General features: G+C 53.7%; 16 protein-coding genes and 2 pseudogenes. 7 read left to right on the plus strand and 11 right to left on the minus strand.

Going from position 1 to position 20,817, the window contains the following annotated elements; all coding sequences use genetic code 11:
* On the plus strand, positions 1-3,300 hold the full coding sequence (locus QLQ86_RS18190; protein WP_282817902.1) for a hypothetical protein: 3,300 nt from the start codon (positions 1-3) through the stop codon (positions 3,298-3,300).
* Positions 3,287-4,102 carry a phosphoadenosine phosphosulfate reductase family protein gene (locus tag QLQ86_RS18195; RefSeq protein ID WP_282817903.1) on the plus strand — a complete coding sequence of 272 codons (816 nt, stop codon included), beginning with the start codon at positions 3,287-3,289 and terminating at the stop codon, positions 4,100-4,102. Before QLQ86_RS18190 ends, QLQ86_RS18195 begins: the two co-directional genes overlap by 14 nt.
* Before the next feature lie 69 nt (positions 4,103-4,171).
* On the opposite strand, the gene QLQ86_RS18200 is transcribed toward QLQ86_RS18195, so the two are convergent.
* The 5 genes and pseudogenes from QLQ86_RS18200 to QLQ86_RS18220 all read right to left on the minus strand — a co-directional run.
* Entirely contained in the window at positions 4,172-6,754 is a 2,583-nt protein-coding gene (locus QLQ86_RS18200; RefSeq protein ID WP_282817904.1) for a DNA phosphorothioation-associated putative methyltransferase, read from the minus strand.
* A 312-nt stretch (positions 6,755-7,066) separates the two neighbouring features.
* Positions 7,067-7,501, minus strand: a complete 435-nt coding sequence (locus tag QLQ86_RS18205; RefSeq protein ID WP_282817905.1) for a hypothetical protein — start codon at positions 7,499-7,501, stop codon at positions 7,067-7,069.
* Positions 7,501-9,636 carry an AAA family ATPase gene (locus QLQ86_RS18210; RefSeq protein ID WP_282817906.1) on the minus strand — a complete coding sequence of 712 codons (2,136 nt, stop codon included), beginning with the start codon at positions 9,634-9,636 and terminating at the stop codon, positions 7,501-7,503. Before QLQ86_RS18210 ends, QLQ86_RS18205 begins: the two co-directional genes overlap by 1 nt.
* Positions 9,637-9,849: 213 nt before the next feature.
* Positions 9,850-11,973 carry a DEAD/DEAH box helicase family protein gene (locus QLQ86_RS18215; protein ID WP_282817907.1) on the minus strand — a complete coding sequence of 708 codons (2,124 nt, stop codon included), beginning with the start codon at positions 11,971-11,973 and terminating at the stop codon, positions 9,850-9,852.
* A 428-nt stretch (positions 11,974-12,401) separates the two neighbouring features.
* Positions 12,402-12,787: pseudogene (locus tag QLQ86_RS18220) on the minus strand (transposase); the annotation flags it as partial.
* Here QLQ86_RS18220 and QLQ86_RS20205 point away from each other — a divergent pair.
* The 4 genes and pseudogenes from QLQ86_RS20205 to QLQ86_RS18240 all read left to right on the plus strand — a co-directional run.
* Positions 12,782-13,042: pseudogene (locus QLQ86_RS20205) on the plus strand (IS1380 family transposase); the annotation flags it as partial. The pseudogenes QLQ86_RS18220 and QLQ86_RS20205 sit on opposite strands and share 6 nt — an antisense overlap.
* Before the next feature lie 622 nt (positions 13,043-13,664).
* Entirely contained in the window at positions 13,665-14,003 is a 339-nt protein-coding gene (locus tag QLQ86_RS18230) for a toxin (RefSeq protein WP_282817908.1), read from the plus strand.
* 2 nt (positions 14,004-14,005) lie between these two features.
* Positions 14,006-14,320: a helix-turn-helix domain-containing protein gene (locus QLQ86_RS18235; protein WP_282817909.1), complete on the plus strand. Its 315-nt coding sequence runs from the start codon at positions 14,006-14,008 to the stop codon at positions 14,318-14,320.
* A gap of 66 nt (positions 14,321-14,386) precedes the next feature.
* On the plus strand, positions 14,387-14,773 hold the full coding sequence (locus tag QLQ86_RS18240) for a hypothetical protein (protein ID WP_282817910.1): 387 nt from the start codon (positions 14,387-14,389) through the stop codon (positions 14,771-14,773).
* A 46-nt stretch (positions 14,774-14,819) separates the two neighbouring features.
* On the opposite strand, the gene QLQ86_RS18245 is transcribed toward QLQ86_RS18240, so the two are convergent.
* Genes QLQ86_RS18245 through QLQ86_RS18265 form a run of 5 tightly spaced genes read right to left on the minus strand, consistent with a single transcriptional unit; the run spans position 14,820 to position 19,609 of the window.
* On the minus strand, positions 14,820-16,364 hold the full coding sequence (locus QLQ86_RS18245) for a conjugal transfer protein TraG N-terminal domain-containing protein (RefSeq protein WP_282817911.1): 1,545 nt from the start codon (positions 16,362-16,364) through the stop codon (positions 14,820-14,822).
* On the minus strand, positions 16,364-16,744 hold the full coding sequence (locus QLQ86_RS18250; protein ID WP_282817912.1) for a hypothetical protein: 381 nt from the start codon (positions 16,742-16,744) through the stop codon (positions 16,364-16,366). Before QLQ86_RS18250 ends, QLQ86_RS18245 begins: the two co-directional genes overlap by 1 nt.
* A complete protein-coding gene (locus QLQ86_RS18255; protein ID WP_282817913.1) occupies positions 16,744-18,213 on the minus strand; it encodes an integrating conjugative element protein in 1,470 nt (489 codons plus the stop codon). The genes QLQ86_RS18250 and QLQ86_RS18255 overlap by 1 nt, the downstream gene beginning before the upstream one ends.
* A 14-nt stretch (positions 18,214-18,227) precedes the next feature.
* On the minus strand, positions 18,228-19,178 hold the full coding sequence (locus QLQ86_RS18260; RefSeq protein WP_282817914.1) for a TIGR03756 family integrating conjugative element protein: 951 nt from the start codon (positions 19,176-19,178) through the stop codon (positions 18,228-18,230).
* Complete coding sequence (locus QLQ86_RS18265) at positions 19,175-19,609, minus strand: TIGR03757 family integrating conjugative element protein (protein ID WP_282817915.1); 435 nt, start codon at positions 19,607-19,609, stop codon at positions 19,175-19,177. The genes QLQ86_RS18260 and QLQ86_RS18265 overlap by 4 nt, the downstream gene beginning before the upstream one ends.
* 235 nt (positions 19,610-19,844) lie before the next feature.
* On the opposite strand from QLQ86_RS18265, the gene QLQ86_RS18270 reads away from it, so the two are divergent.
* Complete coding sequence (locus QLQ86_RS18270) at positions 19,845-20,216, plus strand: histone-like nucleoid-structuring protein, MvaT/MvaU family (RefSeq protein WP_282817916.1); 372 nt, start codon at positions 19,845-19,847, stop codon at positions 20,214-20,216.
* A 170-nt stretch (positions 20,217-20,386) separates the two neighbouring features.
* Here QLQ86_RS18270 and QLQ86_RS18275 read toward each other — a convergent pair whose 3' ends face one another.
* The gene (locus QLQ86_RS18275) at positions 20,387-20,809 is read right to left on the minus strand and encodes a hypothetical protein (protein WP_282817917.1); all 423 of its coding nucleotides are present in this window, start codon (positions 20,807-20,809) and stop codon (positions 20,387-20,389) included.
* Between the last annotated feature and the right edge of the window lie 8 nt (positions 20,810-20,817).

Raw genomic sequence — 20,817 nt, forward strand, 5'->3', positions numbered from 1 at the left:
ATGCAACAAGAAACCCCATTTCTGCGTTCCATCAACGTCGTCTTCGACGCTAGTGAACCTGAGCGTATCGGCCACTACGAGCCGACGTCCAAGGCCATTGCCTTCCTGAAAGGCGTCAGCGGCCATAGTGATAGTCGCGCCTTTTTCGTTATCGCCCCGTACGGTTCGGGAAAATCCATCAGCGCCACCTATCTCCTGCAGTTAGTGGAAAATCGCAAGCACGCCTGGACGACGCTCGAAGCGGTAGGCCAGCGTCTGCAACGGGTTGAGCCACAGCTCGGCGACTTTGCCCAGAAGCGGCTGGCTCATGGAAATATCCATGGTGTTGTGATTGCGCTCGAAGGTGCCATACAAGATGTTGGCCTCGCCATACGCGATGCTGCGTGCGCTTCGCTGCAGCGCTTGGGGATGCAAGAGCTTGCACAAGCACTCAAGCAGATGGAGGCCAGTGGTATCGCCGGGGCACTTGCGGTCTTGGATTATCTCAAGGACAAAAGCACACTCTCAAACTCCGAGCCATGCCAAATTGATCGTGTGGTCCTCCTCTGGGATGAGTTTGGCCGCCATGTCGAGCAGCTCATCCGCAGTGGTCACCCCCAGCGCCTGGCTGATATCCAGACTTTGGCCGAGTACGCAGCACGCACCCAGAAATTGCCGGTCACGCTCGGCCTCCTCATGCATCAAGGACTGCTGCAATACGCAACAGGCCTCAGCCAATCCATGCTGGGCGAATGGCGCAAGATCGAAGGCCGCTTTGAGCCCATCCAGTACGTTGATGATAGCCGCGAACTGTACCGTCTGATCGGCAAGATTGTCGACGCGCAAAAACCTCGCGAGCTTTCACTTTCACACTCCGACGAGCACATCGCTGACCGGGCCTTAGAAGTGGGTTTACTGACTGACCTTGAAGGCGAACTGCCAGATCTGCTTTCACGCGCGTCCCCCCTTCACCCGGCTGCGCTCCATATCTTGCCGCGCCTTGCCGCCCGTGCCGCACAGCATGAGCGCACTCTCTTTGGCTTTGTTCTCTCAGCGGATTTAGAACAATCTGTCACACCCGAACATTTGTATGACTACTTCGCAGTCGCAATGCAGGCCGATACTGGTGTCGGCGGTACATATCGTAAGTGGCTCGAAACCGAAAGCGCGCTCTCTAAAGTCGACGACAAGCTCGAGGCCCGCGCCCTAAAGACTGCAAGCATCCTCGAGCTCGGTCTCTCGGGCGAGCGCAGCCGTGTCAGTCGCGCATTGTTAGAGTTCGCACTCGGTGATACCCCTGCAGCTAAGCGCACTATCGACCAACTAATCGAACGTAAGCTACTACTGCATCGTCGACGCAGCGATCAAGTCTCACTCTGGCACGGCACCGATGTCGATCTCCGCAGCCGCCTTGAGGAGGAGCTCGCGCGCCTTGAGGGCGACTTCGACATCCTCACGCTACTCAACAAGGAGTTTCGCCCTTCTGTATGGCGGCCGGTGCGTTACAATGACAAGTACAGTATCCGCCGCTACTTCGAGTGTGAGTACATCCCTGCGCAAGATCTGATCAGCAGCAAAAAAGGCTCGATACAAAGCGGTTCGCAGGCCGATGGTCGTGTTCTTTACGTCGTGCCACAGAACGAGAAAGATTACGATGCAGCTTGCCAGGCGGCATTAAATCATCATGATCCTCTTACGGTCATTGCGGTACCAAGCGAGATGATCGATATCCGTGCCGCCGCGGCGGAACTGATTTGCTTGACCCGAATGCAGGATGATGAGGCACTGCTCGCCGAAGACCCACTCATCAGCACAGAACTGCAGCAGATGCTTGATGAGACTCAGATCCATCTGCACAACCAGCTCACCCGGCTCACCCAACCCGGATTTGAGGCCCTTTGGTTTAATGGTGGTGAAGCGCTTCATATCGCAGATCGCGCAGATCTGTTAACCACACTCTCCGATATCTGCGAGAACCTCTTCAGATGCACTCCAGTCATCAAGAATGAGATGATCGTACGCCACAAACCGTCGCCACAACTCGTCAATGCACGGCGTAAAGTGATAATGGGGATTCTGGAGCGCCATGGTGAGGAACGACTCGGCATCGTCGGTGAGTTTGCGGATGCCTCTGTATTCCGGACGGTACTCTCCAATACTGGTTTATATACAAAATCAACCGATGGCGAGGACGTCTACGTCTATAAACAGCCGACAGATCTTAAAGACCTGGCGCTTGCCCAAGTCTGGCAGAAGTTCAAGGATCTTCTAACTATCCCGGATGAGCAGCCTAAGGATCTTGCTGGTTTCTTCTCTGAGCTAGCGGCGCCCCCCTATGGAATGCGCGATGGCGTCATGCCAATTTTATTTGCGGCAGCGCTCAAGGCATTCCCCTCTGCGCTCTCTATCAGCGATGAGAAAGGCGACTATCTCGAGGATCTTCTTCCTAGGCATATCGAGAGCATTTGCCGCCAGCCGAGTGCTTTCACGCTGAGGGTCATGATGCTCGACTCGGAAACACGCCGTTATCTTATCAATCTTGGCGAAGTCTTCGGTGCCAACATCTTTAGCGCAAGTGACTTGATTCGTGCGGTATATGACGGTGTCGAGGCTTGGCGGGTAAAGCTCCCCCCCGGCGCCTTGGACACCTCTGAGGTACCAGCCGACGTTCGGGGACTACAGCATTCGCTGACCGGTGAGGTCAGTCCAGTACAATTATTCTTCCACCGTTTCCCGCAGCTCGCCGGAGTTGATACCAAGGACTATGACGGTATAGTTCGTTGGGCTGCTTCTGCCACAAGTAGACTGGCTAGCGTCGTCGACCGCTATCGTGAAAGCGTCCTCGCTACGGTCGATGACAACCTCCGGCTTATAACGGATGCCGCACCAAGCAGCAGCACAATGGCGCGATTTGAGCGGTGGCGCCAAACCCTACCGCAGTATGTTCGTAAGCAGCTTTCAGGGCTCGCAAAGGCGCTACTCGCACTGCCCCTGGCCCGGTTCTCAGATGATTACGCTTTTGCCGACGCACTAGCTGCCATCGTTGCTGAGAAAAAACCGCAGCGTTGGACCGACAGCGACCTCGTCCGCTTCCGTAACAACTTCGCAGCCTTGGTAGGCCAGATCGAAACCCAAGCGCTCACACTCGACTCCGATCATCCCCCGAGCGCAGAGGGTCGTGCCGCCATCGCAAAGCTGTACACTTATCGCATCGAAACCTTGATGGGCAATCTTTCACAGCTGATAGGCCATTCTGATGCCCAAGCACAGCTACGCTATCTACTAGATCAAACTGAGGAGGCTGAAAATGGCGACTCTTGAAGAAGCCTTAGCCAAAGCTAACGATACTAGCGTCAAACATATCGTCAGCCTATCCGGTGGAAAAGACTCAACAGCACTCGCGCTCTTTATGCGAGAGCATTACCCTGAACTTCCCGTCGAATACGTATTTTGTGATACCGGCGTCGAACTACCGGAAACAGACGAATACCTCGAGCGACTTGAGGCAGTACTCGGTACGGAGATTGTCCGCCTCAATGCACTTGACAAGCTCGGCGCAAAGAAAAAAGGTAACCGCAACCCTTTTGATCTCTGGCTCGAAGTTTATGGAGGCTACCTCCCAAGCCCTCGCTCACGCTGGTGCACTCGGGTGCTTAAGATCCAGCCATTCGAGGACTATGTTGGTGCCAATACCGCATATAGTTACATAGGTATTCGCCACGACGAGAATCGTGAAGGCTATACACAACAGTCGAAGAAACCGCCTACTCTCTCTGACAAACCTAACATTTTGCCCATCTATCCATTCAAAGAGCACAAGATGGGACTGACAGACATCCAGCGCCTGTTGGAAGAATCAGGGCTCGGCCTTCCTAAGTACTACAACTGGCGCTCGCGTTCTGGCTGTTACTTTTGTTTCTACCAGCAAAAAGGCGAGTGGCAGGCGCTCAAGCGTAACCACCCCGATCTCTTCGCTCGTGCCAAGATGTATGAGAACCCTGTTAACGGTGCGCAATTCACCTGGGTCGAAGGTCGAACCTTAGAAGACCTTGAGAAAGATCCCCGTCAGTATGAGGTGAAAACGCCAGACGATGCCGATGGTTGCGCAATCTGTCACCTTTAACAAGCCAAACTTAAAAACCTTCAAAAAAAAGGGGGGGGGGGGGGGGGAAGGAGTAAGTAAGGGCAATACTTACCTGATTCCTCCTTTTAATAACTTCTTCAGCCAAACACTCGGCTCTTTTTTTACTTTAGGGATTTTACTACCGTTAAACGCGGTCACCATTTCCACAACGAGCTTGTTCGTTTCCGGACCAATACTTACATGAAGAGGTCGATCATGCCCATAAAAATAAAGCCTATCAAAAGCACAGTGCTCATAAATCCATAACGCAGCCTCTGCCATATCCTCGTCTTCGATGAGAAAATCCACCGCTGCCCCTAGCCGCTTACAGATCCGGTTCCCCCGACTGTTATACTCATATCCCGCATGCTGATCGCGCGATGGATCGTTCCGTCCCGACACCTTAAGGGCGAGCTCCCTGCTACAAAAACCATATGTCAGCTTTATCCCACCGAAATAATCCATAACCGGGTCAATCACTTCACGAGCAAGCTGAGCAAGTGCATTGTAGCTCTCTGGCTCTTTCGGGATGTTTGGAATGTCATGTTTAGCCTGGGTCTCACCGCATTCAACAAAATCTCGGAAACAATGATACTTGCCACAAGGCTCGTCAAGCAACGGTACATCGGTAGCACCCACGAGCTCGAAGCCCTGCACCTCAAGACGTAAATTACGCAGTGCCGCATCAAATTTCTCTCTTCGAGGCCCATGACCCGATAAATCGAATAGTTCAAGTTCAGCAAGCTGATGCTCGAACTCTTTTTGCTCCTCGTAGTTCGGAAATTCCTCACCGACATAGCGAGACTTGTTATACAGGTACGGCGAAGGGTATTCGTCACCATACTCAAACAGATCGATGTTCTGGCTGCGGAAGTTGAGCTTCACACGTTCCACCAAGAGCGGGAGTGGTTTGCTCTCGAAATTATCGTAAATCATCAGCGACAGCTTACCAGTCTCAGAGTGGATCTTGATCAGATCCGCAGCTTGCGGGTCACCATAGAGCTGCGTCGCACAGCCAACATACACCCGTAGCCGCTCAGAAAGGCGCTCCACATCGCCCGTGTACAACGTCAAGGAGCGCTGCTCATCATCGAGACACCCGATACCGGATTCGGCGGCCGCTCGGCAGTCGGCTTGGATGTTATCGGGATTGCCGATTGAATACAGCAAGGTCGCGGCACTCTCACGCGCCATCCGCAGCGAACTGAAAAAGGCTTTGATGTCGCGCTGTGTACCCAAAGAGTATTTGCTAAAAAGCTGACGTGGCCGGAATAGCTGAAGCGTGAGGTAGATGCCTAGGTCACTAGCGCGTGATTGCGCCGCCTCGGCAATTAGCTCATCCCCGTGGTAGCGCTTCAGAAATGAGAGCGCGCGGCGCAGAGTGCCAAAGTGCTCGAGTAAACCGTCAAGGTTATTTACCTCGTCCTGATGTGGTGCCCGGCCGAGACTGAGATAGAGCTCCCAAAGTGGATCAAGCGCGCTCTGATGCTCCCGATAGATCGCTTCCGTCCGCTCTTCATGGCTGCACACCGGAATGCGTTGACGCAAGTGCTGTAGGTGTACTCGGTTGACTACTCGGTGTTCAAGAAAAGCCTGAGCGTCCTGCTCCTTTCGGAACACAAAAAAAACTCCGGGTGATACCGGCACCGGATCGATATTGAGCACGTCCTCAATGAAGGTTTTGCACTCTTCCTGGGAAAAGTACTTCTGAAAAGTACCGCGGCTGGTCAGCACTCCATCACCAAACGCAGCATGCTCTACAGCCGAGGTTCCTTGTAGCATCACACCTACCACAAGCAGTTCCTGCGCATGTGCAAACGCATCAGCGAGTACGCGTACTCTTTCATCTGGCTGTTCGATCACATTGATCACGAAACCGAGATTGACTATGGGGGCCGTAACCTTCTCGGCGCCAGGCCGAAAGTGCGGGTCCCAGCCGCTAGATGGCACGCCGTTCAACTCTAGCAAGCGCAGGTCATCGCCTCGGCCGCACCCGTAATCGAACACCACGCGACGACCGTCAAGGTAACCATGGCGGGCTAACGCCTGCATCGGTCGTGAAAGGGAATAGCGGCGCAGCGCCGTGCGATGGCGCTGCACTTCAGACCGCTCGCGCACCACCTCCGAATCGGCGACCACTAGCGTATGCCCTTCCACGCAATAGCCGCTAGTAGTCAGACGCTCTTGCCACTGTCGGCCGTAGCCAACAGCGTGGCTATTATGCAGTAGTCCGGCGCGCTCAAGTGCTGCTGTCAGCTGCGCGTACTCCGCATAGCGGGGGTGCTCAGCGCTGAGCAACAGCTCCTTGCGATGCAGCACGGGTCGATTGCTGCCTTCGGGGTAGTCCAGCACCCGCATGGTCTCGTTTGCCAGATCAATACGATAGCTACGAGCCAGCTCGGGGAACGCGCTGTCAAAAAAATGCGAATAAAAAAGCAGCGACACATTGCTGCCCTCGAGGCTGAGCTTGGCAACGTTCCAGTCGACCTCTCCAGCAAGTTCCTCTGCGACCGAAAGCGTTGCCTTGGCGGTCTCATCGAGCGCATCACAGGCACTGCGATGAACGTACAGGTAACCACCTATGCGCTTGCCTAGGGCCACAGGTGGACCGGTTGTCTTGACCTCTGCCTCTAACGTTTTTCGCTCACTCATGTCTACAGCTCTTCCCCTAATTCGCCCTGGTGGTCGCGTCGCCGCTGAGCTGGACGTTCATCGACCCGTTGCAGGGCGACCAGGTCGTTAGGGTTTCACCCATGGCTGGTCCTCTGGAATCAGGTTCTTGGTCGAATTTTCTGATTTCTTAAGAGGATACCAGCCTCCATCTTCATTTTCAGGACTGCCCGGTGGATAAGGCTGGTACACGACTTTGCATTTATACCAACTATTAAAATTTTGCCGGAGCGAGATATTGATCTTGCTACGGATTAAGCTCAATTAGCACATGATTTTATCATATGATCTAAATCATCCTAGTTCCTGTTCGAGCTTGTCTAGAATATTCCACAATGGTTTTTGCGACATTTCGCCGAGAATCTGGAGTAAATATGGAGTTCCAGCTATCGCATAATCATTTGCAAAATCAAAAACTTTTCTATTATTAGCGAGCCCATCAAGATCACCGGTGATAGACAAATAAGCCGATTGGATATGAGTAATCCTGTAACCATCTGAAGACAAAATTGAAGCAGGGGTTACATTATACGTATCTTTTGCCTCTTCCAAATGGTATTTTTCTTTTATTGCAATTAAAAATGAACAATACCAAAAATCAACCTGCCGATCAAATGGCGCCTGCTCACGAGAAACACGGCTATTACTCTGCGCGCAATAGCCTCTAATTGCTTCACCATGTTTTTTTGGAAGCAGTACGTTATATGAAGAAAATGGATTATCAGACATCAAGCCACCTCCAAAGAAACTCTTTCACACAAATCGCAGTGTTGGTAGTAATTACATTCGCATCTCATTACCTTAGACTCATCTGTAGGAGGTGGGTTTTTAAGCATTTTTGGATAATGCCCGGGATTTGTTAACGTATAAAAAACGCCAGCGTATTTATCAATTATTGACTCAACTCCTTGAATCTCATCATGAGTCAAGAAGAGTATTACTTGAGAACCTTCTTTTACAGTATTGTATAGAACCGATTGTTTTACATAACCTGCCATCATCCCTAATGGGGTGTCTATTATATTTGGAGCATGAGCCTCGCTCACTTTTGTAAGTGCAAGTATAAATGACAGGGTAATAGCCCTTCTTGAAGCGCCATTTAAATCTTGATCTGGATTTAATCTTACACCGCTATGTCCATACACAGCAATATCAAATTCTTCAGTAAGTTCAGCCCTTGTAATTAACGACAAATCTGTAGACCCAGCACCGGCACCAATCATAGATAGGAATATCCTATTCATCTCATGGCTAACCTTCGCAAGTTCTTCCTTAAGAAGCTTATCTATAATTAAGGAAAAGGTATCTTTACAAGCTTTTCCGAGATCCCATTTAACTGCAGAAGTGTTTGTTTTACCAAGCCTCTTTCGAACCACCTCTCGTTCATGATCAGCATCTTTTAAACGATTGTGAACTTCCTCAATTTGACTACTTCGAGAAGACTCAACACCTCTAAACTTTTGCAGCTCGCTGATTGTATGTTCTCGTTGCTCTTTAAGTTTTTCTATGTGGGAATCGTTGATTCCCTTTATATCTTTTTCAACTTCTTTAAGATCCTCTTCAGATCTCTTTATAGATGCAGCAATATTTTGCATGCTCCCGTAAACATCTGAATATTTTTCTACCCACTTAGCTTCCGCATCATCTGTATTTAGACTTCTTACTCTATAAAAAAGGCTTGACGCGGCCTCTTGTACTTTGTCTGATTGTCGGCTACTTTCAATAGCTTTTATTATCTCACTTCTGCGTTTTTCACCTTCTACAACAGAAGTTCTAAGATCACTCCCACAAAAACAAACGTCTCTATCCAGAAGCTCTTCTAAGATAGGAACATTGACCTTAGGAAGCTGCTTATTTTTGTTAAGGCCTGTTAAACGCTCTTTTGCATCATCAATAAAATCTGCCAGCATTGCAGTTGATGTAACTTCAGAACAAGTTAGCCTAGCCAATGATGCCTGGCTCGTCTCCAGACTTTTAGTCATCCTCTCAATATTTTTTATAGCCTGATCTTTCTTCTTAACAAGCTTATCTTTATCCCCTAGCATTAAACTTTCATCAAGCTTCGTGTTGATTGACTTAAGCTCTTTATTTAACTCCTCGATTTTCTCTTCGGCATCCTCTCTCTCACTAGTCCACGATTCAATATCCTCTTTGTAACTTTCGATCCTATCATTCAAATTCTCTAGCTCTTTTGCATAATCTCGATTATCAATCTCTTGGCTGAACTTATTAGTGACATTATCAAGATGAGATATTGTTCTCTTGAGAGTATTTATTCCTAGAAGAGACTCAATAGCAGAGGTGACTCGCTGTCTTTTCACACTACTTGAAGCAGCCGCCTCAATAAATGACATTGCCCTATCGCCATCTGTAAAATATACATCTTTAAGCGTCTCAGGCAAAGCATCTTCGATAATTTTAACTGCCATAGCCTGTTCAATACGCTTCAACCCCTCATCTGAAACCTCCCACATACTGTACAATTCATTTTCTCGTTCACTCCTCTTGTCTGATGGAGAAAATTCTATGCAGGAGCGTTTTAGCTTGTAACGTGCCACCACATACTCATGCCGCCCTCTACCCTTTCCAATAGCATGCTCAGCTTCAAAATCGATCTCTACAGAAACTTCGATTCTTTCCTTACCTTTTGTAACTTCATCGGTGGGGAATAAAGAGTATCGGCCTTTACTTGGAAGAGATGACGAGCCATAAAGGCACCACATCAAAGCATTCAAGCATGTAGTTTTTCCTGTTTCATTAGCAGCTCTGATCACAGTAAGAGGCTTTTCAGGATCTATTGAAAAATCAAGACGAAGGTCCTTAAGAAGCCTAAAATTCTTAATGCTCGCGCTAATTAGTTTCATTTCACCCCTCCTTGGTAAATGTTTTCGAGCGTCTTTCTATTTCTTCTTTTATATCTGATATAAGCTGCCTATTGCTTGTTGAAGATGAAGCGGTCGACTCGATTAAATATACCCGCTGACAGAGTTCGATAAACTCATTCTTTTTTTCCGTAAATAGCTCGCTATCTTCAACAACATTTTCTATCATTGAGTTGATCTTCTTGTGCGAAATACTCATAATGCACCCAACATCTCCATAAGTGTATTCATTGCCTTCATTCCTCCATTCGAGTCAGACTTATTCGAGCTTAGTTGCGTAAAAAAAGCTACTCGCTTATATTCTGATTCTATAAGAGACTTCAAGTCTTCGTCAACCTCGCCGGATGCAACAGGAATGACCAAATAATCGTGAATTACAGCTTTCTTTTTTCCTGTTTTGGGGGACATCCGCAGAACGCGTCCTAGCCGCTGTGTCCATTGCCTCTTAACCGTATTGCTAGCAAGAATAAAAGCAAGTTCCGTCTGAGGTAAATTAAAGCCCTCATCCAACACCCTTTTGGATGTTATAGCCTGTAATTCCCCAGAAGAAAATGACTCTATTATATTTTTAACAACTGCTTTCTTAGACGTCTCCTCTGCGGTCACCTGGTGAAACATTATTCCCAGCTCGATAAGAAGTTTATTGACACTAACAAGCTGCTCAGGTTTTTTATCAGTGCAGAATATTAAAGCTTTACTGATCTTACAGTCATATAAGCCATTCAAAGTATTTTCAAGTGCTTTTATTTTATTGCTTGACGACTCAACAAGAGATCTTCGTTTCAGACATAGCCGCTGCCAACGTTCTTTTGCAGGAGTATCAGAAACATCATAAGCCGCATATGACACACGCTTTATTTCATGTGTCAGCTCTTGAAACTCTTCCTCTTCCTCAGGGCTGAGGTAAACATTATAAACGAAGTAATCGTATTCAACCAAACATTTTCCAATCGCATCACGCAAGCCAAATTCATAAACCTTTCCCCCAAAATAATTGACAAGAAAGTCGGTACCTTCAGGGTCAAATTGCCTTTCATGGGTTGCTGAAAGCCCTAGCTTATATTTAAAATAAGTAGGGATATTTTCTTGCGTTCTTGGCCCCCCTAAATTATGAACTTCATCTGCAATAAGCAGCATAGACTCCTGAGAATATCCTTCAAGAGTCTTCAACGCGTTGCTACAAAGTGCATCATGCGTAACTATAACAACCTCGCACTTGCTACTACTAAGACGCAATTTCCTCATCGCTGATTTCAAATTTCTAGCTATTGCTCCTTGCCCCATCCCATTTGTATTTATAGCTGAAATCCCAAACTCAGCAACATCGCCCTCCCATTGATCAATAAGAGTTTTAGTAGGAACGGCAACGACCACTAAAAGAGACTTCTTTTTTTCCAATAATTTTGTCGAAGCTATAAGGGAAGTATATGTTTTACCACCTCCTGTAGCAATAGCTAAAATGCCAACACATTCATTCGCGAACCATGCTTTTACTGCCTCCCCTTGGTGCTTGAAGTCACCTTCTTGGTAATTCATGTAGGTGGGGATTTTAAGCGTACAAGGTTGAGGGCTTACATCAAAGCAGTCAGAGTCCTGTGCTACACCCAAAATTTCTCCGAGTTTTCCTTTAACTTCCTTCTCATCAAACTGGAAGTCATGAGCATAACTATTAATCTTATCTACAGTCGCTTTGTTTAAAGGCAGCACTCTAATCTCTTCATCGCCACCTTGCCAAAGGTAGTCAAATTTACCACTTAACTCTTGACATATATATTGTGATTCCTCGCTCCTCCATGACCTACTCACTACAAGTTGCTCAAAATTATTAAGCATCCCCCCTTGAGTTGCATTACTTGACCCATGCACTGCCACTTCGCCGTGATGTGTTGTAAAAATCCAGCACTTAGTGTGAAATATCCCTTTCTTTTTTAAAGCAACTTTTAGCTCAATACGCCCCTTATTCACCAGATAAGCAAGCGACTTTACAGCATAGTCTTGTAAAACGCTGTAGTTCACCTCTTCGATTGGGAACAAGTGCCCAAACATATCGTCCCCGCCCTCGTAAGCTCTCTTTATCTCTTCAACATCTCTCCTATCTAAGTTAGGGCTTATAACAAATGACATCTTTTTGTTTTGGTCGCTGTTTAGATATATGGATATTGACCTAGCCAGCTCAGAAACATATCCACTTGAAAAGTATCCAACCATGCATTTTAGTGCGATAGCATTTTTTGCTAGCGGATAAAAAAGCCTTTCATCAACCCCTCCATCAGAAGGGAAAAATATAGGAGGCAAATTATCGATTTCGTCTATACTCACCACTCACTCCTCCTGCAAGCTTTATTGTTAAGCCTATTTAGCCGTACTTTTCCTTTTTGGGCAACCCCCGGAGGTCTCAAATTGCAAACACAACGCTATTGATTGATATTTGAGTCGGCGACCTGATATTTCACCATCTTGATGAACCCGCCTCATTCATGAAGGCTCTGATCGGGCGGTCTGAAGCTACTTACCAGCGGCATCTGTCATCAGGATCAGTATCGCCCGCGTCAGATCCAACTGCTTCATTCCCAAATGCTACTTCTCTACCACCTTTTTTATAATTTTTAGGAATCAATCTCCGCTATCAAAACAACCGTGAGCGCCGGCCACCGCTGTAGTCGCTCGATTCCTGGTGCTGTGGTGGTCTCGCTGGAGCGTCAGTTCAGTGCGGTCAGCTTCGGCAGCTCCTTAAGCAACGTCGACCACTACTTGTCAGCGCCGGCGCCGGGATGAACGGCGATACGCCGGGCGCACAGCGACATCGTCGCCGCGACTTTGAGGACCTGCTTACGCATCCGGATCAGGCTCCATCCCTGGTGCGTCCGGCTCTCTAGCAAGCGCCGCAGCCCATGCAGGACCTGGTAGACGTACAGGCTCACCTAGTTGCGGGTCATCACGTCCTGGATAGTGGAGGCGCCGCGATCGGTCGATGAGAGGTGCAAGTCGAGCCCGACTTCACTTCACCCATGTGCGCTTCGGCGCTGCCGCGCTTGCGGTAGAGAGCCAAGACCCTCTCCGGCGGCCAGTCGAACTTACTGAGGTTGGTGACCATGAAGAAGGCATGCAATAGCAAGTCATCGGGGCGATCCTGATCCTCGCGCAACTCGCCTACAATATCCTGTGCCTGATGGAACAACTGGGCATGAACGGTGAGCTGAGCCCGGTGCGCCACCCGGCCACGCGGCGCCGGCTGCGCACCGTCCTGCAGGAACTGGTGCATCGTGTTGGCCTCGTGTGCCACAAGGCCCGCCAGATCATCCTCGACTTCAGGCAGAACATCGGGCGTGTGACGGTGTTGACCACCCTGCGGGCCCGCCTGCGTTACACGCGAGGTCTACCATGTTGACCGCCGACCGAAGGCACGCTATCCACAGGCACTTCCGAGCCACACGCGATCGCCAAATCTATCGTGCCCGACGGGTAGAGAAATGCATAATAAAACTGGCCGTCGGCGCCGGCCGACGCGGCTATTGCCGGCCATGACAGTCTCGCATTGGTCGGTCGAGGCGGGGTCGGTGGTCAAAAAATGCACATTGGCGGTGATAGGGAAAGTGTCGGCGCCGGCATCACGGATTCAGGTCTCATTCTGCACTGCGACAAACCGTTGCTGAAGGCGGGGCACCGAAAGCGGCGTAAGAAACTGCAGGTTCAGCAGGTTAGCTGTGCTCCTTTCAGCAGTAGTGGAGTTTTCTTTCTGCACGGTAGCCGTGTGCAAAAGTGGCAGTGACACGGTCGAGCAGCACCTGGGCCCCGGTAGCAACCCTTTGCCCTTTCCCCTTTGGGGGTTCGTAATATGCTGACTTTTCGGGGTAATCCCCTTCCCCTTGAGCACCCCTTCCCTTACACCCCTTTCCGCCCTTTTGGCATTTTCACCCTTTGCTGATGTAATACCTCTAGGCTGACCATCGTGCACCCCTTGACAGAGTCAGGTGCAGCGGCAAAAATATACGCAAACTACGTACACTTATATGAAAGCAACATTTGTCGAGCTGCCAGCCTTCGAGCGGCATCGCTCGAGCCACTTCGACGATGCTGCGTTTCGTGCCTTCCAGAACTTTTTGCTCAGGAACCCAGCGGCGGGAGACGTCATCCAGGGCACAGGAGGGCTGCGCAAGGTTCGGTTCAGCGACCCCAAGCGGCAGAAGGGCAAACGGGGCGGTGTTCGCATCATCTACTACTGGTGGCTGGGTGGCTCCCAGTTCTGGCTGTTCACCCTGTACGACAAGGATTCACAGGATGACCTGACGCCAGCCCAGCGCAAGACCCTGAAACAGCTGCTGGATGCGGAGCTCAACGCGAGGACATGACCATGGGCCGTAACATCTTTGACGAGCTCGTCGAGGGCTTTGATGCTCTGGCGGATGAGCGCAAAGGCAAGCGCACGCTGCGCTCTCACTCTGTAGCACTGGAGGAAGTCCCCGATATCACGGCCGGTGAGCTCATCGCGCTACGCGAGAAGCTGCATATGTCTCGCCCGGTGTTCGCCATGTACCTGCGTACCAACCCCAGGACACTGGAGAACTGGGAGCAAGGGCGCGCCAAGCCCAATGCTCAGGCCAAGACCCTGATTCGGCTCGTGCAGAGGTACCCCGAGACCATCGAACACTTGGCATCGCTCAATTGACCCAGGTAGAGACGTTCCCGCACAGGGTCTATGCTAGAGGACTGATGTACCCAGGGAGGGAAATCCATGGTGATGAAATCACTCCTGGCCCGAGCCGTCGCAGCTGGCAAGCAGGCTCACCGTCAGGGCCAGCAGGACGGCTGGTCCGATGGATGGCACACCCGGGCGAGCACCGCGGAATCGTTGCGCGTGCTGCGTGACTCCACCGCCGATGCGGCCAAATCTACCGCCCATACCGCCACCACCCAGGATGGGTGGCGACGACTTGCTCGTGGAGCGGGGAAGGTGGTCGGTGGTGCGGCCGTGGTGGCCGGTGGCGTGGCCCAAGGGGTGCTGCAGGCTGCGGATTCTGAAGAGAAAGAAGATCAAGTAGAAAGACAGAACGGCTGGAGGGACGGACATGCTGGGTACGGGTATTACTACGGTGGCTGGCGTATGGATGATGAAGTGTAGAGCCATCACATGATGGCTCTGCAAGGATTCATCGGCCAAGGCACCGCTACAGCTTCCCTCCCGAGGCGGTTGATTGTGCTTTACTGCCCCCTGACCTGCCCGCTCCTTGAGCATCTTCAGAGCCCCGAGAAACACTCTGACCGATTGTGCTACCAATCCGCATCCCAGCCCAACTCAGCACTCCGACCCATAACGTCGGCAGCACCAGAAACATCATCCCCTCCACGAACTGCAGCACCATGCGGTCGTAGAGGTTATTGGCGGCGGAAAGCCAGCTCAGCTTGGCGGCGTCGCTGCGGTAGAGAAGATCCACCAGGTTGGCGTTGATCCAGCGGGCGAGCTCCCACCAGAAGGTCAGGAACCACATGGCGAATAGCCCGAAGGTGGCCATGCCGGCGACCTTGAAGCTGTAGCTGGAGATGACCATCACGAACGGCAGGCAAATGATGATGGCCATCACCAGGATGCCCTGCACCATCGGCAGCGCCTGCTTGAGCATGTCCATGCCGGCCTGGAAGGGCAGGATCGACAGGGTGCCGCCAATGGCGGAGCCGGCGGTAACGGTGGCACCCCAGAAGCTGCTGCCGCCATCCAGGCCGCGAAAGCCGACCACGGCCTGATCCAGATTGCCGCTGGCCGCACCCGAGCGGGGGCTGACCAGGCGCCGAATCACGTAGTCCTCGGCCTCGCTGCTGGTGAAGACGCTACGGAAGTCGTCCCAGAAGCCGGGGCTGATCTCCTCGTGAAGCCGGGCCCTCAGGCCTACGTTCTCCGCTGACCACCACTCCTGGCAGGAGGGATAGCCGGGCAAGCCGGGGCCGGTGTTGGGCCGGGAGACATCCCGGTCGGCATCGTAGGGGAAACCCGCGATAGGTCGCCCGGCGTAGAAGCTGTCGTAGTAGCCGGGCGTGGTCTGGAAGTAGTTGGAGCCGATCCAGTCCACGTCCATGGCACGTGTCGCCTCAATGGTCCCGCCCTCCTGCAGCAGCCGGTTTCGCGCCGGGCCGAAGCACTGGCGCTGAAACTCCCCTACCTCCTGTTGCAGCCCCGGATCTTCGATAGTGTGCAGATCCAGCTCCATGCGGATCGACTCGAAGTCCGTCGAGCAGGGGATCGCGTGGATCGCCGCCGCAGTGACCCCGTGCGATACCGCATGCACCCCCGCCCACCACAGCGGCATCCTGGCCTGCTGGCCACCGATGGAGTTCTCGGTGGCGCCGAACGCTCCCTCGGACCAGCCGCCGGAGGCAAATTGGCGAGTGCCGCACTCCAGCGAGCGGCTCTCGTCGATGTCGGCGGTGGCCAACTGGACCTGCAGTAGCGGCAGGCAGGTGAAGGCGTAGGCCAGGATCATGGCGTAGAGCCGGGTCTCGATGCGGTTGACTGTCAGGATGCCCTTGGTCCCCGCCTCGTCGCCCTCCTGCCGGGCCTTGAACCACTCGGAGAGCACCAGGGTAATGAACGGCACCGCGGCGATGCCGGTACCGACCATGACGTTCCAGATGGCGTTGTTGATGATCCAGCCCAGCAGCGTCATGGCGTTGGCGAAGTAGTCGAACACCACCAGCGGCGCGGTAAGCAAGCCTCCCATCAGGCACCTCCCAGCTGGTTGATCAGGTTGGTGACTTCCAGCAGGACCAGGATGCCCAGGGCCATCAGCTCGAGCCGCCTCAGCTTAGCGAGTGCCTGCCGACCGTCGTCACGATCCCGGCGCAGCCGAGCCACTGCCCGGGGGCGCACTTTGTACCACCAGATTAGGAACAGCGCGGCATAGAGGCTCAACCGCCAGGCCAGCAGCCACGGCCAGGCGGCCTGCCAGGCGCTATGGTGGGCCTCGAGCCCGCCGAGCAGCCGCACGCTGATGGCCAGAATGACGCCGCTGAGCAGGAACATCCCGACCAGAACCGCCATGGCGACCAGTAGCGACGGCCAGCGGGCCGGATTCATGCAGGAGAAGACGCGTCGAGCCATCAGTCGCCGCCCTCCTCGCTTGCTGGGCGCCCGCGGCTGTCCAAGGCCGCATCCGGCCGGAAGGTCTCGCCCTGAGAGGCTCCCTGGCTGCGCCGGGAGGCTCGCTCCAGGGCAATGCCGGCAGCACTGTTGCCCAGCGCCTGGCGGATCTCCATCTCGGAGCGCAGCGACTCGATATCCCGATCCAGGGCTACCAGCTTGCGATCCAGCGCCGACATGCCCTGTTCATTGTCAGCGATACCGGGGTCGCTGCTGCCGGCCAGCAGCAGCCGGCGCGCCCACAGCGCCTTGGTCAGCGTCCTGGCCAGGGCCATCTCACCGCTCAGGCGGTGAATCAACAGAGAGGCCTCGGGGTCGGTGCGCAGCGACTCGATCACTCCTCGGGACACGGTCAGGCCGTCACCGGCGGAGACCTGGCGCAGGTTCTCCGGCGTCAACGGCTCGCTGCCGTCGACCAGACTCAGGAGCGTGCCGTAGACCTCCTGCTGCTCACGCTCCAGCTCGCGCACCAGACCACTGCCGGCCTGGGTCTCGCTACGCTCGCAGCCGTCGCAGGTGCGGATCGACTGCTCGCCTATCACGGTCTGGGCCCACTCAGCGGCCTCTTCTGGGCTCTGCCACACCGTGCACATGCCGCCCAGGCAAGATCCTGTTCCGCCACCGATACCTGAGCCATCCCCACCGGAAGGGGCTGACAGTCCACCGCCACCGATCCAGGTACCATCATTGGTGGCCACCGACCCCCAGCCGCCACCGCCTCCGGCGATGGGCGCATTGCTGGTGGTGTCGTCTCGCCCATGCAGGAGGTTATAGCCGGCGCGGGCGGTGTCCTGTACCACGCGGATCGGCGCCTGATCTTGGCCGCCGCGGCGCTGGCCACCCACCCAGGTCACGCCTTGGTTGCCGCCAGACTGGTCGACCTGCTCCTGGGCCGAGACGATATCGGCGTTGGACTGCGCTGCGCTCTGCCAGCTCTCGGCCATGGCCATCTGCTGCCATCCCTGACCGGTGACCATGTCCGCCATGCGCTCGGACATCTGGCGGCACGACATCGAGGCGCGATCGAAATCAATCCGCCCCTGCAGCACGCCGTTGCTCAGGAGATCATAGAGGCCCGGGTTGGCCCGCTGGATGACCATGGCGGGCAGCGATGCCACGGCACTCTGGGCATTCTGGACCACCGTCCCCATCAGGTTCTGGAAGCCGTTGGTGACACCGTTGAGCTGGTTGGAGACCGTGGCGCCGATATCGAAGTTGCCGCAGCTGGCATTCATGTTCCAGCTGATGCCGAGCCCGCGACTGTTGGGGTTGTAGCCCCGACCGGCGGAGACGCTGAAGGGTGAGGCCCCGCCGATCTGGTAGTAGAGCGCATCGGCCGACTGAGCCTGGGCCTGTGAAGCGAACAGCCCCATGACCAGGGCGCCGACCAGCGGCGTGACGGTGAAGCGGCGCTTGCGAGATCCTTTCATCGTGCCTCTCTCCTTCAGGGGACTGCGTAGAGCAGGGTCTGCCCACGGCGCTGGCAGCAGCGATAGGGGCGCCACAGCGACCAGGCGTAGTCACCCCCCATATCCAGGCGGTCGGCATAGGTCTCGGTCACGCTGCGGTCAGGCCACACACGGCAGGCGTTACTCATGTTGGGCGTCAGGCGCTGCCAGCGATGGGTCGAGGCATCGCCCTCCTTGACCGGCCCGGGGGGCCAGTAGCCGTCGCGGCTGGAGGCGACCAGCGGGGTATAGACGTGGGGCTGCCCCGTGCGGGTGACGATGTCGGCGGAGCGCTGGGCGGTGGTCGCCGCGGTCTTGTAGTCGTGCACCTGGGTCAGGAAGCCGCTGCGCGGAAAAATGTTGCCCCACAAGTCGCCGGGCTGCCCCAGTTCACGCATGCCGGGCGTCAGCGCCTCGGGGTAAAGCGACTCGGGAATCCCGCTGCGCCACGCCAGGGCATCCAGGGTCGAGAGGTGGTAGGGCTGGAAGGGCGTCGCTGCCCCAGCGCAGGTCATACCGAAGGCGCTGGCGAAGCTGCTGAAGGCCCCGCCGGCTGGGTGGCCGATGGCGTCCACATTCTTGAAGCGCAGGTGCTCGTGCCGAGCCCGGTTGGCATCGGACGTGCTCTGCCCACCGGCCAGCGCCTCTCCCAGAGGCGGCGACAGAGTCGCTACCTCCCACCAGGGGTTATCGCCGGTGTTCTCATAGCTGGAGACCACGAGCTCTGGGATGAAGTGACGCACTTGGACTGAGGTGCGGATCGAGCAGCCCGACCAGGAGCAGTTAAGCCAGACACAGATGCCGATGACCTGGTAATCCAGGCACTGGGTGGAGAGCGACGAGGCAACGATCTGCGGCGTCGTCAGGGCAAGGGCAGGCTTCTGCGCCACGCTCAGACTCAGCAGCGCACCGCCGAGCACGGCCACCAGGGTCTTGAAGGGGATCATCGGCGGCCCTCCTGCCCCAAGAGACGCTCCGCTTCTCGCACCGCCTCGGCGACGTCCGGCTGCCCGTAAATCACATAGCGGCCATCGATCACCACGGCAGGGACTTTCTCGACACCCAGCTGCCAGGCCCTGGCCAACCCGAGATAGCTATCGGCGTAGCGCTCGGCGGTCTCCTGCCACTCAGGCACCGACATGCGCTCACGCATAAAGCCCTCAGCGACTTCAGGGTCTGCGGGCAGATCTTGCGACAGCGCAGCATCCAAACGCCCAGGCGCATCGAGCTCGATAACCACCATGCCAGACGGCACATTGATGACCGGCTCTCCGGCGGTGGTGAAGACTTCGACGGTCGACTCAGCGAGTGCGGAGCCTGCCAGGCAAGTAGATAACCCAAAGGCAGCCAGCCAGCGGCGCGGGTGGTGTCTCTCCATGCTTGCCACTCCAGTAGATCAAGGAACTGGCACAGCATTGCCGAGCACATCAATAGAGGCAGCAGGAAATGTTAATTCGGTTGCGAGGTGTTTTCTGGCCCAGCCATCAAAGGCTCAATAATCACTAAACCCGACTCATAGCCGAAATCATCTTCGTTTACCTGACCAAGAACATTGATTCAAACCCAAGCTGCCACCATAATCCTTCTCAACATTCACTAGCACGAGGAAGTCCATGTCCATTCTCAACACCTACATGCAGAAGGAACAGCAGCTCAAGCAGCTCCAGGAAGAGCTCGACAGGCTGAAGAACGATGATCGCCTTAAGGCCGAGCTGGAGTTCAAGGACAAGCTCGAGGCCCTGATGCGCGAGTTCGACAAGTCGGCTGCCGACGTCATCAAGCTGCTTGACCCGAAGCCGGCTACCGCCAAGGCCGCCATCACCACGAGCACCGGCCGCGCCAAGCGCAAGCTGAAGATCTACAAGAATCCCAACACCGGCGAAGTCGTCGAGACCCGCGGCGGCAACCAGAAGACGCTGAAAGCGTGGAAGGAGGAGTATGGTGCCGAGACGGTTGAGGGTTGGCTGGTGAGGACTGAGGACTAACTATATTCCTGAAGCTCAATATGCCTCATTCCTGCTTGCCAAAAAGATGGCAGGCAGGAAAGCCTTCGCCCAAAGCACACACCCAAGCGACACTGACTAAAAAATTTCACCCTATCCAAAGATAACCTATAACCACTGCTAAAAAGCAGATGCTTAAGCTCAAAATCTTGTCAGAAAGCCTTCTTGTAACACTTGCAATAAATAACATAAATAAGCAGCACAAACGGCATTATAATGCCGAATAACACCACTAGCCAGTAAGCCACCCTCCCCCCAATTTCATTTACACTCACCGTCCCCTCGTAGTCTCGCCGAGAAAGCACCACATGCGATATTATGTTTGTCCCCAACCCAGCTGTGAAAAATGGAATAATAAGCAAAGCCACATCATAGCCCGCTTTCACTTTATTTTCATCCGGTACTAGCTCCCGAAGATCTCCAAGTAGCCCGAGAAAAAAAGCAGCGAATGCAATCAACTGAACCCCTACAATAAAATCTAGTGCTCGCGGGGTTTTTGGGTGACGAATAAGCCATAGCAGGAGACATGCTGAAAGGGCCGCCAGCACAGTAATAACCAGAAGAGTGTATTCCATTATATCCA

Origin of the sequence: Halomonas rhizosphaerae, from assembly GCF_030012485.1 — a bacterium.
GTDB classification, from domain to species: Bacteria; Pseudomonadota; Gammaproteobacteria; order Pseudomonadales; family Halomonadaceae; genus Halomonas; species Halomonas rhizosphaerae.